At 74.8% G+C, this 14,734-nt stretch carries 13 protein-coding genes; 5 read left to right on the top strand and 8 right to left on the bottom strand.

The features are described 5' to 3' along the window. Window positions 1-113: 113 nt before the first annotated feature. From ACFHWY_RS10490 to ACFHWY_RS10455, 8 genes are all read right to left on the bottom strand, one after another. Window positions 114-509 (bottom strand): DUF3040 domain-containing protein, encoded by a 396-nt coding sequence (locus ACFHWY_RS10490; RefSeq protein ID WP_092382364.1) that lies wholly within the window; start codon window positions 507-509, stop codon window positions 114-116. A gap of 115 nt (window positions 510-624) precedes the next feature. Continuing rightward, window positions 625-1,884 (bottom strand): DNA polymerase IV, encoded by a 1,260-nt coding sequence (gene dinB / locus ACFHWY_RS10485; protein WP_416579920.1) that lies wholly within the window; start codon window positions 1,882-1,884, stop codon window positions 625-627. Window positions 1,885-1,922: 38 nt separating this feature from the next. Continuing rightward, window positions 1,923-3,083, bottom strand: coding sequence for an alkaline phosphatase family protein (locus tag ACFHWY_RS10480; RefSeq protein WP_416579919.1), 1,161 nt, complete (start codon window positions 3,081-3,083; stop codon window positions 1,923-1,925). Next, the gene (locus tag ACFHWY_RS10475; protein ID WP_416579954.1) at window positions 3,080-3,844 is read right to left on the bottom strand and encodes a methyltransferase domain-containing protein; all 765 of its coding nucleotides are present in this window, start codon (window positions 3,842-3,844) and stop codon (window positions 3,080-3,082) included. Before ACFHWY_RS10475 ends, ACFHWY_RS10480 begins: the two co-directional genes overlap by 4 nt. A gap of 46 nt (window positions 3,845-3,890) precedes the next feature. Then, entirely contained in the window at window positions 3,891-7,286 is a 3,396-nt protein-coding gene (locus tag ACFHWY_RS10470) for an error-prone DNA polymerase (RefSeq protein ID WP_416579918.1), read from the bottom strand. A 27-nt stretch (window positions 7,287-7,313) separates the two neighbouring features. Then, the gene (locus ACFHWY_RS10465) at window positions 7,314-9,065 is read right to left on the bottom strand and encodes a DNA polymerase Y family protein (RefSeq protein WP_416579917.1); all 1,752 of its coding nucleotides are present in this window, start codon (window positions 9,063-9,065) and stop codon (window positions 7,314-7,316) included. Then, the gene (locus ACFHWY_RS10460) at window positions 9,062-9,781 is read right to left on the bottom strand and encodes a hypothetical protein (RefSeq protein ID WP_416579916.1); all 720 of its coding nucleotides are present in this window, start codon (window positions 9,779-9,781) and stop codon (window positions 9,062-9,064) included. The genes ACFHWY_RS10465 and ACFHWY_RS10460 overlap by 4 nt, the downstream gene beginning before the upstream one ends. A 132-nt stretch (window positions 9,782-9,913) precedes the next feature. Then, entirely contained in the window at window positions 9,914-10,363 is a 450-nt protein-coding gene (locus ACFHWY_RS10455; RefSeq protein ID WP_416579953.1) for an SAV_6107 family HEPN domain-containing protein, read from the bottom strand. 587 nt (window positions 10,364-10,950) lie between these two features. Here ACFHWY_RS10455 and ACFHWY_RS10450 point away from each other — a divergent pair. The 5 genes from ACFHWY_RS10450 to ACFHWY_RS10430 are packed head-to-tail and all read left to right on the top strand — an operon-like array spanning window position 10,951 to window position 14,729. Then, window positions 10,951-11,439 carry a YbaK/EbsC family protein gene (locus ACFHWY_RS10450; protein ID WP_416579952.1) on the top strand — a complete coding sequence of 163 codons (489 nt, stop codon included), beginning with the start codon at window positions 10,951-10,953 and terminating at the stop codon, window positions 11,437-11,439. Next, window positions 11,436-12,179: a monooxygenase gene (locus ACFHWY_RS10445; RefSeq protein ID WP_416579915.1), complete on the top strand. Its 744-nt coding sequence runs from the start codon at window positions 11,436-11,438 to the stop codon at window positions 12,177-12,179. Before ACFHWY_RS10450 ends, ACFHWY_RS10445 begins: the two co-directional genes overlap by 4 nt. Beyond that, entirely contained in the window at window positions 12,176-12,748 is a 573-nt protein-coding gene (locus ACFHWY_RS10440; RefSeq protein WP_416579914.1) for a GNAT family N-acetyltransferase, read from the top strand. Before ACFHWY_RS10445 ends, ACFHWY_RS10440 begins: the two co-directional genes overlap by 4 nt. Further along, window positions 12,745-13,605, top strand: a complete 861-nt coding sequence (locus ACFHWY_RS10435; protein ID WP_416579913.1) for a carotenoid biosynthesis protein — start codon at window positions 12,745-12,747, stop codon at window positions 13,603-13,605. Before ACFHWY_RS10440 ends, ACFHWY_RS10435 begins: the two co-directional genes overlap by 4 nt. Next, window positions 13,602-14,729 (top strand): glycosyltransferase, encoded by a 1,128-nt coding sequence (locus ACFHWY_RS10430; RefSeq protein ID WP_416579912.1) that lies wholly within the window; start codon window positions 13,602-13,604, stop codon window positions 14,727-14,729. The genes ACFHWY_RS10435 and ACFHWY_RS10430 overlap by 4 nt, the downstream gene beginning before the upstream one ends. Window positions 14,730-14,734 lie beyond the last annotated feature (5 nt).

Here is a 14,734-nt window from a genome sequence, read left to right as displayed (position 1 = left end):
GGGTGCTGGGGACAGCGAAGGGCGCTCGAACGGCGCTGGGCCGGTCGAGCGCTGACCACCCCGCGGTCAAGCCGGGGTGGCACGTACTCCGCCTCAGGGACGGCGGAACAGCTTCAGCGGTGCCCCTCCGGGCGCTGCCGCCACCGATCCTCCATCCGGTCAAGGAAACCCGGCCGCCTACCGGCACGGCTTCGGGACCGGCGACGACTCGCCGTGCCACCGACGACGTGCAGGTCGGGTGACTGCGCCCGACGGTGCGACTGCACCGCGAACGCGGCCGAGGCCAGCATGACGACGAATCCCGCCACCGCCAGCGGCGGAGTTGCAATCACCGCGCCATAGACCAACAACGCCAGGCCGGCGATGATCACGCCGGCGGCGACGAGCAGGCGACGCCGCGCATGGAAGCGCGGATCGCTGGCGCGCACGGCCGAGGCGAACTTGGGGTCCTCGGCAAGCGACCGCTCGATCTGCTCGAACAGCCGCTGCTCGTGCTCCGAGAGCGGCACGGCACTCCTCCCCGGTCACGTTGGTCGGTCCGGTCGGACCGACAGACCGTGGCAGCCAACCGGCTGCTTACCCGCAAGTCTACGAGGGCCCCCGCGCGTCGGAAAGCGGGACGACCTACGGTCGGGTCGGATTTTCGTTCCGTCGAGGATCGCGCCCGCCGAGCAGACTAGCCGGTCCTATGACGGACCGCCCGAAACGGGCAGCCGCAGCGTCGGCCACGACCTCCGCCTCCCGCCAGCCATGCTCCCGATCCCCCAGGGCGAGTTGCCGCGGCGTCTCGACCGCCACCGTCAGACCCTCCGCCCGGACGCCGAGCAGCCGGACCCGCTCACCCAACTCCAGAACGGTGTAGAGCGCCCACACGATGTCGAACATCTCCCTGGCCACATCGGTGGGCACGTCGAGGGTGCGTGCCCGGGTGACAGTGCGAAAATCGGCGGTACGCACCTTGAGCGACACCGTCCGCCCGACCTGCCCGGCGCCCCGCAACCGGGCACCGACCTTCTCGGCCAGGGCGAGTAGCGTGCGGCGGACCGCGACCGGATCGTCGACGTCCACGTCGAAGGTGACCTCCGCGCCGATGGACTTCTCCGACTGCTCCGGACTGACCCGGCGCGGGTCACGCCCGGCGGCCAACTCGTGCAGGTGCCCGGCGGCAGCCTCGCCGAGCGCGGCACGCAGCATGCCGACCGGCGCCTGCGAGACATCACCGACGGTACGCAGGCCGAGCCGGTGCAGAGCCTGCTCGGCGCGCTCTCCCACCCCCCAGAGCCCGGCGACCGGCAGTGGGTGGAGAAAGTCGAGCACCTGGCCGGCCGGGACGACGAGCAGACCGTCGGGTTTGGCCCGGGTCGAACCGAGCTTCGCCACGAACTTGCTCGGCGCGACCCCCACCGAACAGGTCAGCCCCTGCTCTGCGGCAACCCGCTCACGGATGCGGCGGGCGATCGCCGCCGGCGAGCCGAACAGCCGGCGGGCACCGGCGACGTCCAGGAATGCCTCGTCCAGCGACAGCGGCTCGACCAGCGGAGTGACGTCACGGAAGATCTGCATGATCGACCGCGAGGCGGCCGTGTAACGGGCGGAGTCCGGGGCGAGGAAGACCGCGTGCGGGCAGAGGGCGCGGGCCCGCATGGTGGGCATGGCGCTGCGGACGCCGTACCGCCGGGCCTCATAGCTGGCCGAGCTGACCACCCCTCGCGGGCCGACCCCGCCGACCACGACGGCCCGACCCCGCAGCTCTGGCCGGTGACGCACCTCCACCGCGGCGTAGAAGGCGTCCATGTCGACATGCAGGATCGGGCAGCCGGCGTCATCGGCGTCGGACCCGAACCGGGGGTCGCCACCCCGGGGTATCGACTGACTGCGGCCCACCCGCGAAGGTTAGCCGCCAGATGTGACATCGCCGCCGGTCAGCCCCGCACGACGAGCAGCGGAACGGTCATCTCCGTCGCCGTGTCCGCGCCGTGGAACGCCACCAGCCGGGACACCGCCGGCGGATCCGACCGACCGGCCATCACCGCGTACGTGTCGTTGCAGACCACCACCACGTCGCCGATCCGACCCAGGTGTTCGGGGGTCACCGGCCCATACCAGCCGGCGGCCACCATCTCCGCCCTGGTCCACACCCGCGCGGCAGCGCCGAGCACACCCGACCAGGTGGCCACCACGTCGACGGCGGCACCCGGGGCGACGTGCAGGTAGCGCACCCGGGGTTCACCCGCGACCACCCGCACCCCGTCGATCAGGCGAGGGTCGCCGTCCAGGTCGAACCGGTGCCCGTCGGGTACGTCGAGCTGCCCGTGGTCGGCCGTGACCAGCAGCGCCGAGTCCGGCGGCAAGCCGTCCACCAGCCGTGCCAGCAGCCCGTCCACCTCGGTCACCGCCACCCGCCAGGGCAGCGAGTCCACGCCGCTGAGGTGGCCGTGACGGTCGACGTCCGGGTGGTAGCCGGAAACCAGGGTCGGGCCGGACCCGGCGGCCAGCGCGGTCAGCATGGCCACGGCCAGTGCGTCGACGCCGGCCGCGCCTCGGTAGTCGCCACCCCGGTTCGCGGCCAAGGTCAGGCCGGTGCCACCGAACTCCGGTCGGCTCACCACGGTCACCGCGACACCCGCGGCCCGGGCCCGCTCCAACGCCGTGGCGACCGGCTGCCAGCGCAGCGGTGACGGGTCGTCGGCCCATTCGGTGTGGTTGAGCACCCGATCGGTGTCCGGAACCCGCAGGGTGAAACCGAGCACCCCGTGCGCGCCGGGCGGCACACCGGTGCCCAGGGTGACCAGGCTGGTCGGGGTCGTGGACGGAAAACCGCAGGTGAGCGGCCGGCCGGCCGCGGCGGCCAGCCCCGTCAGGGTCGGCGCGTACGGTGCGGCGGTCGGGATCTGGTACCAGCCGAGACCGTCGACCAGCAGCACCGCGATCCGGCGCACCCCGGCCAGTTCGGCGGTGAGTCCGAGCAGGTCCGAGGCGCCGGGCACACCGAGCACGGCCAGCGCGCTGGGCAGCACGTCGGCGAGGCTGCCGCCGCCGTAGCCGGGCGCGACGACCTCCAACGGCCTGGCTCGGCCAGTCATGCCGGGCGGCGGGCGAACAGATGCAGCTGAGCGGCGACATCCCGCCACGGTGAACGCGCGGCCAGCGTCCGCTCCAACTCGACCAGGGCACCGAGTTGGCCGTCCGCCACCGCCGCCGGAAGCAGGTCGGCGAGGACGCGTACGCCGTGGACCTCCTCGACGGCGAGCCCGGCGGTGGCCAGCAGCGCGGCGGCGGCCTCGGCGTCGAAACGCCGGCGCAGCGTGTCCCGGGGACCGGCGCTACCCGCGGCATCGGCGGCCAGCGCAGCGGCCACGTCGAGGTGGCCGTTCATCGCCCGGCCGAGGACCGCCGCCGCCCGCCCGGCGACCAGCACACTGGCCGCACCACCGGGTCGCAGCGCGCCGGCCAGCGCCGACACCACCGGCACCGGATCATCGACGACCTCCAGTACGGCGTGGCACAGCACCAGGTCGACGCTTGCCGGCTCGACCAACCCGGCGAGCGCGTCCCCGTCACCCTGCACCGCACGGACCCGCTCGGGCACCCCGGCCTCGGCCGCCCGGCGGCTGAGCGCGGCGAGCGCGTCGGGGCTGGCGTCGACCACGGTGACCCGGTGCCCGGCCAAAGCCAGCGGCACCGCGAAGCCACCGGTGCCCCCGCCCACGTCCAGCACGGTCAGCTCGGCGGCGGCCCGGCGGTCCAGCTCGGCGCGCAGCACCGACCAGACCACAGCGGTACGGGGGGTGAGCGGCGGCCCGGCCGGGCCTGAGGTCTGTTCCACCCGGTCGAGCCTAGTCAGACTGACCCAGATCGCTAGGGCAGGTGGCCGCCCGACCGGTCGCCGGTCAGCGAAAGTCGCGGGAGGCGGGGCTGACCGGAAGCTCGATCGCCTCCAACCGGTCGGCCACCAGGTTGACCACCCCCTCGTGCCGCTGCAACCGCCCCCGCACCACCAGCGCCGCGCTGGTGCGGGCCACCCGCCGGTGCCGCTGCCACAGCCCCGGTGAGCAGGTGACGTTGAGCATGCCGGTCTCGTCCTCCAGGTTGAGGAAGGTCACCCCGCCCGCGGTCGCCGGCCGCTGCCGGTGGGTGACGATCCCGCCGACCCGGATCCGCCGACCCGGCTCCACCCGACCCAACCGGTCGATCGGCACCGCGCCCACGGCGTCCAACTGTGGGCGGATGAACCGGGCCGGGTGGCTCTCCGGCGACAACCCGGTGGCCCACACGTCGGCGACCAGCCGGTCCACCGCCTCCATTCCGGGCAGGGTGGGCGCGGCCGTGCCGGTCACCGTGCCAGGCAGCCGGCCGGGCCGTTCCTGGGCGGCCGCGCCGGCCGCCCAGAGCGCCTGCCGCCGGGTCAGTCCGAAACAGGCGAAGGCGTCCGCCGTGGCCAGCGCCTCCAACTGCGCGGCGGTCAGACCCACCCGCCGGGCCAGGTCCGGCAGGGCGCGGTACGGACCGTCCGCCGCCCGCTCGGCCTCGATCCGCTCGGCCACACCGTCGCCGAGGGTACGCACGCTGGCCAGCCCGAGCCGAACGGCCGGCCCGCCCAGCCCCCAGGCGTGCGGCGGCTCCCCCGGCTGACTGCCCCAGCGGCTCTGCGGGGTGGACTCCAGCACCGGCTTCGCGCCGCTGGCGTTGACGTCCGGGCGGCGTACCTCCACCCCGTGCCGGCGGGCGTCGTCCACCAGGGTCTGCGGCGAGTAGAAGCCCATCGGCTGGGCGCTCAGCAGCGCGGCCAGGAACGGCCCCGGGTGGTAGCGCTTGAGCCAGGAACTGGCGTAGACCAGGTAGGCGAAGCTCATCGCGTGGCTCTCCGGGAAGCCGTAGCTGGCGAACGCGGTCAGCTTGCGGTAGACGTCGTCGGCCAGCTCGCCGCTGATACCCCGCTGCGCCATGCCGGCGTAGAGCCGGTCGGCGATCCGGGCCATCCGTTCCACGGACCGCTTGGCTCCCATCGCCCGGCGCAGCTGGTCGGCCTCGGCCGCGTCGAAGCCGGCCAGGTCGATGGCGAGCTGCATCAACTGCTCCTGGAACAGCGGCACACCGAGAGTCTTCTCCAGCGCGTTGCGCATCAGCGGGTGCGGGTAGGCCACCGGCTCCTGGCCGTTCTTGCGCCGGATGTACGGATGCACCGAGCCGCCCTGGATCGGGCCGGGCCGGATCAGCGCCACCTCGACCACCAGGTCGTAGAACTCGCGGGGCCGCAGGCGGGGCAGGGTGGCCATCTGGGCCCGGCTCTCCACCTGGAACACCCCGACCGAGTCGGCCCGGCAGAGCATGTCGTAGACCTCGGGGTCGTCCAGTGCCATGTCGCCCAGGTCCAGGCTCATCCCGATCATGTCGTAGCCGTAGTGCAGCGCCGAGAGCATGCCCAGACCGAGCAGGTCGAACTTGACCAGGCCGACGGCGGCGCAGTCGTCCTTGTCCCACTGGAGCACGCTGCGCCCGGGCATCCGCCCCCACTCCACCGGGCAGACCTCGATCACCGGCCGGTCGCAGATCACCATCCCGCCGGAATGGATGCCCAGGTGCCGGGGAAAAGTCTGCAACTCGTTGGCGTACGCGATCACCTGCTCGGGGATCTCCGGCACGTCGACCGTGGCCACGTCGCCCCACCGGTCGATCTGTTTGCTCCACGCGTCCTGCTGGCCGGGCGAGAAACCGAACGCCTTGGCCACGTCCCGCACCGCCGAGCGGGGCCGGTAGGAGATCACGTTGGCCACCTGGGCGGTGTGCTCCCGGCCGTAGCGGGCGTAGACGTGCTGGATGACCTCCTCCCGGCGGTCGGACTCGATGTCCACATCGATGTCGGGCGGGCCGTCGCGTTCGGGGGCCAGGAAGCGCTCGAACAGCAGCCGGTGCCGGACCGCGTCCACGTTGGTGATCCGCAGCGCGTAGCAGACCGCCGAGTTCGCCGCCGAACCCCGGCCCTGGCAGTAGATGTTCTCCCGCCGGCAGAAGTCGACGATGTCGTAGACGACCAGGAAGTAGCCGGGGAAGTCCAACTCCTCGATCATGTTCAGCTCGTGGTCGAGCTGCGCGTACGCCTGAGGGTGCGCCTCGCGCGGGCCGTAGCGTTCCCGCGCGCCCCGCTCGGTGAGCTGCCGCAGCCAGCTCATCTCGCAGTGTCCCGGCGGCACCGGGTACGCGGGCAGCTGCGGCGCGACGAGCTGAAGGTCGAAGGCGAGCTCCGCGCCGAACTCGGCGGCCCGGGCCACCGCACCCGGGTAGGCGGCGAACCGGGCCGCCATCTCCGCGCCGTCGCGCAGGTGGGCGGTGCCCGCGGCGGGCAGCCAACCGTCGATCTCGTCGAGGCTGCGCCGGGCCCGGACGGCGGCCAGCGTGGTGGCCAGCCGACGCCGCCCCGGGGTGGCGTAGTGCACGTTGTTGGTGGCCACTGTGGGCAGCCCGGCACCGGCCGCCAACTCGGCCAGGGCGTCGTTGCGGTCGCCGTCGACCGGATGCCCGTGGTCGGTCAGCTCCACCGCCACCGTCTCCGCGCCGAACAGCGCGGTGAGCCGGTCCAGCTCGCGGGCTGCCGCGTCGACCCCCTCGGTGAGCAGGGCGGCCGGCACGTGCCCCTTGCGGCAGCCGGTGAGCACCAGAACGTGGTCGCGCAGGTCGGCGGCGATCTCCTCCAGCTCGCCGTAGACCGGGCGGCCCTTCTCGCCGCCCCGCAACTGGGCGCGGGCGATGGTCGCGGCCAGCCGGGCGTACCCCTCGTGGCCGTGGGCCAGGACCAGCAGGTGGCTGCCGTGCGGGTCGGGTACGCCGTTCTGCGGGCCGGGCATGCCGAGGGACAGCTCCGCCCCGAAGATCGTCGGCAGGCCCAGCGTGCGGGCCGCCTCGGCGAACCGCACCACCCCGTAGAGGCCGTCGTGGTCGGTGACGGCGAGTGCGGTGAGCCCCAGCCGCACGGCCTCCTCGGCCAGTTCCTCGGGGTGACTGGCGCCGTCGAGGAAGCTGAAGTTGGTGTGCGCGTGCAGTTCGGCGTACGGCACCACGCCGTCGGGGCGGGTCAGCTCCGGCGGCTGGTAGTGCTCCCGACGCCGACTCCAGGCGGGCGAGTCTCCCCCGTCGGCGTCGACCGTGAGGGGATCCACCACATGCAGGTGCCGCCCCCCACCGTCACCTCCGTCCCCCCACCCCCCGCCGCGCTCGCCCTTGCCACCCGGCTTCCCGGAGAGCACCCGCTCCAGCTCCGACCAGGGCAACTGCGGATTGTGGAAACTCATCGGCCCCAACCATGATCCAGAGTCGCCTCAGTCATAGATCGCCTCCACCAGCCAGCGGCCGGACTCGACGGCGAGCAGCAGTGCGCCGCCGTCGGCCAGGCGGACCTGGAATCGGGCCCGCCGACGCGCCTCGGCCGGGGCCCACCACCGCTCGTCGAGCGGCCACGGGCCGACCCAGCCGACGATCTCGGCCGCCGCGGCCGTGCCACCAGGCACCGCGGTGCCCGAAGCGGCGAAGGTGGAAACAGCGGGAACCGGGGCGTAAGTGGAGCCGCCGGACTGCGTCGTCGTACCGATGCTCAGCCGGGCCGGCGGGGCGCTCACCGCCAGCCGTGCGCTCACCACGACCGGCTCGCCGTTGGCGTCGAGCACACTCGCGGCGAGCGGGACGGGCAGCACCACGGCCGGCGAGGGCGGCGGCAGCCGACCCGGCCAGGTCGGCACGGCGTGCCCCGGGCCCGGCCGCCGGCGGCCGAGCCGAGCCGAGCCGCCGGAGCCGGCACCCGTCGACGCACCCCCGGGGGGACGCCCCACGGGCTCGCCCGGCGCGGCGCCGGAACGGGCCGGGAGCCGTTCGTCGCCCCAGGGCACCAGCCGCGCCTGGTCGTCCGGCGACCGTCCGCCGCCAAGCACCGCGGTGACCACCGCCTCGGGGCCGAGCAGACCCTGCACCCGGCTCAACGCGCGGTGCGCCCGCTCCCGTTCCGCGCCGGTCTCCCCCCACAGCCCCGGTTGCAGGCCGGCCTGGGCGAGCACCCCGTCCGGCACCAGCCGCAACCGGACTATTCCGGCGGTGGGGCGGGCCGGCCGGCCACCGCCGCGACCGCCGCCGGAGAGCCAACCGTCCAGTTGCCAGCGGACCCGTTCGGCGATGGCCGCCGCGCTGAGCAGGCCGTCGTGTCGCCAGACCCGGTGCAGTTCCTGGCCGTGCGCGGTGACCGCCTCGATGCCGAGCCGGGTGCAGGCCAGCCCGTGCCCGGCGAGCCGTTCGTGTAGCCGCTCGGCCAGCGTCCGGGCCGCGAACGCCGCCACGTCGACCCGGTCGATCGGCTCGTCGAGGTCGGCGGTGACCGTCAGGTCGGCGGGCGGGCGCCGTACCGCGAGCGGCCGGTCGTCCCGACCGGCGGCCAGCCGGTGGGCCAGCACCCCGTCGAATCCGAACCGGGCCAGCACGTCGCCGGCGGGCAGCGCGGCGAAGTCGCCGAGCGTACTCATCCCGAGCCGGCGCAGCAGGTCGGCCAGGGCTGGTCGGCCGAGCGCCGCGACCGGCTGACCGGCCAGGAACTCCGGCGTACCCCCGGGCGGCACGATCCGACCCCGCCGGGCGGCCAGCCCGGCGGCGAAGACGCCGGCGGCGATGCCGACCTGGCTCTCCACCGCACAGCTGTGGGCGACGTGCTCGATGATCCGCTCGGCGGCCGCTTCCTCGCCACCCAGATAGCGGCTCGGCCCACGGGCGGCCAGCGCGCAGGCCCCCGGCCGGATCACCTCGACCCCGACCGCCACCTCCTCGACCGCGGCCACCACCGGCTCGAACGCCCGGGCGTCCCGGCCGGGATCATGGTCGACGACGGTGAGCTGGGGGCAGCGTCCCTGCGCTTCCCGCCGACGCAGCCCGCGACGTACGCCCTCGGCGCGGGCCCGCTCGGAGCAGGCCACCACCCGGTTGGCGTGCAGTACCGCGACCGGGTCGGTGGCCGGCACCCCGTCGGCGATCTCGACGGCCAGCACCGGCCAGTCCGGGCACCACAGCAGCAGGGTCCGAACCGGTTCACTCACGATGCCACCACTCGTAGCCGCCCGATGCCCGGTCGGCCGGCGGCGGGCGGACCGGGGATGACCCGGGTCGGTTCGTCACCGGGCAGCCAGACCTTGACCTCCCTGGGGCGGGCGGCGGCACCGCGTCCGCGAGCCGAGATGGTCACCTCCCGGCGGCGTAGGCGCCCCCGTCCAGACCCGAGCCCGTCCCAGACCCCACGGACCACCTGGAGCGTCACGTCCGCGCCGTCCCACCGGCCGTACGGCACGAGTACGCTGCCGCGTTGCCGGACCCGCGCGGCCAACCGGTCGGCGACGGAGGCGGTGACGCCGGACGGCACAGCGGCGACCACCACGTCCACCCCGTCGATGAGCGCGGCGACGACGGTGGGCCATTCCGGCCCGGGCTGCGGCACCAGGGCCAGCCGATCCAGGACGATCCCGGCCTCGGCCGCCGCCCCGGCACCGAAGGTCGGCACCCCGACCACGGCGCACCACGAGCCGGCGCGCGAGGCCTCGGCCAGCAGCGCCAGGAGCAGCGACGCGGTGCCGCTGTGCCGGGCCTGCCCGACACCGACCGCGATGGTGCTGCCGCGCCGCAGCCCCCGGCCGGGCAGCAGCCCGGTCAGTTCCGGCCGCACCGGCAGCACCCGATGCCCACCCGCCGGGTCGGGTGCGCTGGCCGGGCGCACCAACCCGGCCAGCGCGGCGGAACCGACCACCATCCGGCCCGCCATCGGACCTACCCCCCGTCGTGTCACCACAGGCCGTCGGCCCGTGGATGGTGCTGTCATGAGTCAGTGAGGACGTACGGCGGGGCGGCGTCCGGCCCACCCTGGGTCCCGCCGGTGGCGGCCGGGCGCCGCGGCTCAGGCGACCAGACCCTCGATCGCCGGCTGGTGCGCCAGACCGAGCGTCAACTCCACCACCGTCACGAACTCCTCGGCGGCGCGATGCAGGTCGTCGGCCTCCCGGGCGGTGACCACCCGGGGTATGCCGGCCTCGGCGGCGGCCCGCTTGCCGGCGCCGAGGGCGAAGTAGTTGGCCCACTCGTCGAGTTCGGGGGCGACACCGGCGAGCAGGACCCAGACACTGGTGATCCGATGGCGTCGGGTGGGTGCGGGACGGGCCCGGGCGGCGAGCACCGCGGCGGCGGCACGCAGGGCCGCGAGGTGGGCGGCGGCGTACCGGAGGCCGTCGGGGCCGGTCCGGGCGGCCTCGGCGAGCCCGTGCCGGGCCACCGCGATCAACTGGACGGGAGTGCGGTGCGGCAGCACGTGCGCGGGCACCGTCGGCGCCTGAGCCGGACTGTTCGGCATGGTCTCCTCCAGGTGGACCGGGGCGGGCAGGCCACGCGACGGAGTCAGCTCCGTCGGCGCGGGACGCCCGCGACGGGCGGTGCGGAGGAAGACGCACCAGGTGGGTGGCCGGCCGGGTGCGGAGCTTCCCCACACCACACCCGGCCGGCTGTACCGGCGGGTCCGTCGTCCGCCGCCCGGGGGTCGTGGGCGGCGGACGACGGTCCTGCCTGATGGGTCCGGACTCGCGACTGCCCGGAGCCCGGTGCGGTCCGCGGCACCGCACCTGTCGGGAGCCGATGCCGCGAAACACCGCCCCCGAGGGGTTGGAACGAACGTTCGAGTGAATCGAACACTCGTTCTAACTGCTGCTGACAGTACACCCTCCCCCCGACAAAAACGCAACGTGTGGCATGCCGGGCTGTCTGCACGTCGCGCCGCCGCCGGAGTGTCCGTGATCTCCCGGCACACCCACGGTGACCGGCATGACCGTCCGATCCGACGAGATGCTCGACCTGCCGCGTCAGGCCCACGAGGCCCGCGGCCTGGCCGCCCCAGGGGGCGTGGTCGGCTGCGCCGGTCGTCCCCGTACCGGCAAGAATGGCGGCATGCAGTCACACCCGAACGTCCGAGCGGTGCAGGATGCCCTCGACGCCGCCCAGGCACGCGACGGCTCCGGCACGCCCGCCACGGTCCGCCTGCTGCCCGACGCCGTGCACACCGCTGTGGCCGCCGCCGAGGCGCTCGGTGTCGATGCCGGCGCCATCGCCAACTCGCTCGTCTTCGACGCCGACGGGACGCCGCTGCTGGTGCTCACCTCCGGCGCGCACCGGGTGGACACCGCCGGCCTGGCCACCCGGCTGACCGTCACCCGGCTGCGCCGGGCCACCCCGCAGTTCGTCAAGGAGCACACCGGGCAGGTGATCGGCGGTGTCGCCCCGGTGGGTCACCCGCGGCCGCTGCGCACACTGGTCGACACCGCCCTCGACAAGTACGACGAGATCTGGGCCGCCGGCGGCGTACCGCAGGCGGTCTTCCCCACCACGTACGCCGAGCTGCTGCGGGTCACCGGCGGTGTCCCGACCATCGTGGCGTGAGCACCCCGGAGACCGTCCCGGAACTGGTCACCCTGCACGTGTGGCGGGTACCCCGGAGCACCCTGCCCCGGGCACTGACCCGGATGGCGCTCGACCCGCGCCGGCTACGCGCCCTGCCCGGCGTACGGTTCGGCAAGCTGCTCGGCACCGGGACCGGCACCGGCTTCGGGCCGGGCGACGCCGACCTGACCCGCTGGGCGGCGTTGACGGTGTGGGACTCCGCCGCCGCGGCCACCCGGTTCGCCGACTCAACCGTGGGGCGGGCCTGGTCCGGCATCGCCCGGGCGGATGTCCGCCTCGACCTGCGCCCGCTGACCAGCCGGGGCGCATGGTCCGGCCGGCGGCCGTTCGGCGACCCCAGCGGCGGTCGGGTCGCCGGTCCGGTGCTGGCCCTGACCCGGGCCCGGCTGCGCCCGGCACGGGCGCTCACCTTCTGGCGGGCGGTTCCACCGGTCGCCGCCGCCCTGCGCACTGCCCCCGGGCTGCTGGCCCGCTTCGGCGTCGGTGAGGCGCCACTGGGCTGGCAGGGCACGGTGAGCGTGTGGCGTGATCCGGCGGATCTCGTGGCGTTCGCGTACCGTCACCCGGAGCACCGGGCCGCGATCACCCGCACACCCACCGAACGGTGGTACGCGGAGGAACTCTTCTCACGGTTCGAGGTGCGCGACGTGGTCGGTGACCGGACGGTACTGGGGTGGGTCACCGACGGCGGTGCCCCGGCGAAGGGTGGACGGGCATGAGGTTGGTTCGGTGGACACCGGACGATCTCCTCCGGCGGCTGGGCGACGTGGTGGACGTGTACGGCGAGGCGATGGGCTACCGTGCCGACCTGCTGGAGGCCCGTCGCGGCTACATCGCCACCCACGTACGACGGCCCGGCTTTCGCGCCGTCGCCAGCCTCACCGACGAGGGCCACCTGGCCGGCTTCGGCTACGGCTACGTCGGCGGCTCCGGCCAATGGTGGCACGACCAGGTCTGGCGGGCGCTGGATCCGGCCACCCGGCGGCGTTGGCTCGCCGACTGCTTCGAGGTGGTCGAGCTGCACGTCCGGCCACTGGCCCAGGGGCACGGCCTGGGCGCCGGGCAACTGCGGGCCCTGCTGAGCCTGGCCGAGGGCGCGACCACGCTGCTGTCCACCCCGGAGGCCGACGAGCACACCTCGCGTGCCTGGCGGCTGTACCGGCGGTTCGGCTTCGTCGACGTGCTACGCGACTTCCGTTTTCCCGGCGACGAGCGTCCGTTCGGGGTGCTCGGCCGGGACCTTCCCCTGCCGGCGCCGAGGCCGACCCGGCCATCCGTCCGGCCATGAACGGACGGTCACCGCTCCGGCTGGCCCACAGCTACGGGTGGACGCTGCTGGCCCTGCTGGTGCTGGCGCAGATCTGCTACCCGCTGACCGGCGGGACGACCCGGGCCCGGCTGACCGTGGCCACCGTCGTGCTCGGCTACCTGTTGTCGGTCGGTCACGCGCTGGCCAGCCGGGGGCCGCGGGCGGCGGTGACGCTGGTGGTGGTGGCCACCGGGGGCGGTTTCGCCATCGAGGCGCTCGGCGTGGCCACCGGCTTCCCGTTCGGCAGCTACGACTACTCCGGTCAACTTGGCCCGAGGCTGGCCGGGGTGCCGCTGATCATTCCGCTGGCCTGGACCTGGATGGCCTGGCCGGCCTGGCTGGTGGCGACCCGGCTCACCGCCGGACCGGCAGGTCACACGGCGGGCCGGTGGCGGTGGCCGGGGCGGGTCGCGCTGGCCACGGTCGGGCTGGCCGCCTGGGACCTCTTCCTCGACCCGCAGATGGTGGCCGAAGGTCACTGGGTGTGGCGGGATCCCACCCCGGCGCTGCCCGGCCTGCCCGCCATCCCGGTCAGCAACTACCTCGGTTGGCTACTGTTCGCGGTGCTGATGATGACCGCGCTGCGCCCGCTCGCCGGACCCGCCGTGGCCACCACCGACGCCCGCGACCACCCGATGTACGCGCTCTACCTCTGGACGTACGGCTCCAGCGTGCTGGCCCACGCCGTCTTCCTCGACCTGCCCGCCTCGGCGCTGTGGGGTGCGGCCGGCATGGCGGTGGTCGCGGTGCCGCTGGCGGTCACGCTGCTACGGACCCGCCGGGCCCACCACCGCGACGCCGGTTCGCCGCGATCCCCGGTCGACGTCGCGGCATGACCGCCGCGCTCGTCCTGCTGCTCGGCGTCGCCGCGCTGACCGCGCACACCGTGGTCAACGCCGGCCGGTGGCTGCGCCGCCCGACCGACCGGCCGGTGGCGGTCACCGAGGCGGTGACGGTGCTGTTGCCACTGCGCGACGAGGCCACCCGGGTCACCCCGTGCCTGCGCGCCCTGCTCGACCAGCGGGGCGTGCCCGGCCTACGGGTCGTGGTGCTCGACGACGGCTCGGGCGACGGCACCGCGGACGTGGTCCGTGCGGTGGCCGCCGACGACCCCCGGGTCACCCTGCTCACCGGTGCCGCCCCGCCGCCGGGCTGGCTGGGCAAGCCACACGCCTGCTGGCAGCTGGCCACCCGCGCCGAGGCGTCGGCCACCGCACTGGTCTTCGTGGACGCCGACGTGGTGCTCGGCCGGTACGCCGTGGCGGCGGCGGTCACAGAGTTGCGCGCCGCCGGTGCGACGCTACTGTCGCCGTACCCTCGGATCGTGGTACGGACGGCCGCCGACCGGCTGGTGCAGCCGCTGCTGCAGTGGCTGTGGCTGACCTTCCTGCCGCTGCGGGCGATGGAGCGCTCGCAGCGGCCGTCGCTGGCCGCGGCCGGCGGGCAGTTCCTTGCCGTGGACCGGGCCGGCTACCTGCGGGCCGGTGGGCACGCGGCCGTCGCCGACCGGGTGCTGGAGGACATCGAACTGGCCCGGGCGGTGAAGCGTGCCGGCGGCCGGATCGCCCTCGCCGACGGCTCGCGGCTGGCCACCTGCCGGATGTACGAGGACTGGCCGCAGTTGCGTGACGGCTACACCAAGTCGCTCTGGGCCTCGTTCGGGCACCCGGTCGCCGCCGCCGTGGTGCTGACCCTGCTGCTGCTGCTCTACACCGCGCCGCCGGTGGTCGCCGCCGGCGCGCTGCTCGCCGGCGCGCCGGCGGTCGCCGGGGTCGCCCTGCTGGCGTACCTGACGGGGGTGGCCGGGCGGATGGTCAGCGCCCGGGCCACCGGAGGGCGGGCGTGGCCCGACGCGCTGGGCCACCCCGTTTCGGTCGCGGTCCTCGGCTGGCTGACCCTGCGGTCGTACCATCTGCGCAAGCGGCGGCGCCTGTCCTGGCGCGGCCGTCCGGTCGGTTAGAGCCT

The organism is Micromonospora sp. LOL_024 (genome assembly GCF_048060415.1).
GTDB lineage: Bacteria > Actinomycetota > Actinomycetes > Mycobacteriales > Micromonosporaceae > Micromonospora.
This window is presented reverse-complemented; position numbering and strand designations above follow the sequence as displayed.

Coding starts and splice junctions, on each gene's coding strand:
- ACFHWY_RS10450 (WP_416579952.1), top strand. CDS start 10,951: ATGCAGTCACACCCGAACGTCCGAGCGGTGCAGGATGCCCTCGACGCC.
- ACFHWY_RS10480 (WP_416579919.1), bottom strand. CDS start 3,083: ATGACTGGCCGAGCCAGGCCGTTGGAGGTCGTCGCGCCCGGCTACGGC.
- ACFHWY_RS10440 (WP_416579914.1), top strand. CDS start 12,176: ATGAGGTTGGTTCGGTGGACACCGGACGATCTCCTCCGGCGGCTGGGC.
- ACFHWY_RS10470 (WP_416579918.1), bottom strand. CDS start 7,286: ATGAGTTTCCACAATCCGCAGTTGCCCTGGTCGGAGCTGGAGCGGGTG.
- ACFHWY_RS10430 (WP_416579912.1), top strand. CDS start 13,602: ATGACCGCCGCGCTCGTCCTGCTGCTCGGCGTCGCCGCGCTGACCGCG.
- ACFHWY_RS10455 (WP_416579953.1), bottom strand. CDS start 10,363: ATGCCGAACAGTCCGGCTCAGGCGCCGACGGTGCCCGCGCACGTGCTG.
- ACFHWY_RS10435 (WP_416579913.1), top strand. CDS start 12,745: ATGAACGGACGGTCACCGCTCCGGCTGGCCCACAGCTACGGGTGGACG.
- ACFHWY_RS10460 (WP_416579916.1), bottom strand. CDS start 9,781: ATGGCGGGCCGGATGGTGGTCGGTTCCGCCGCGCTGGCCGGGTTGGTG.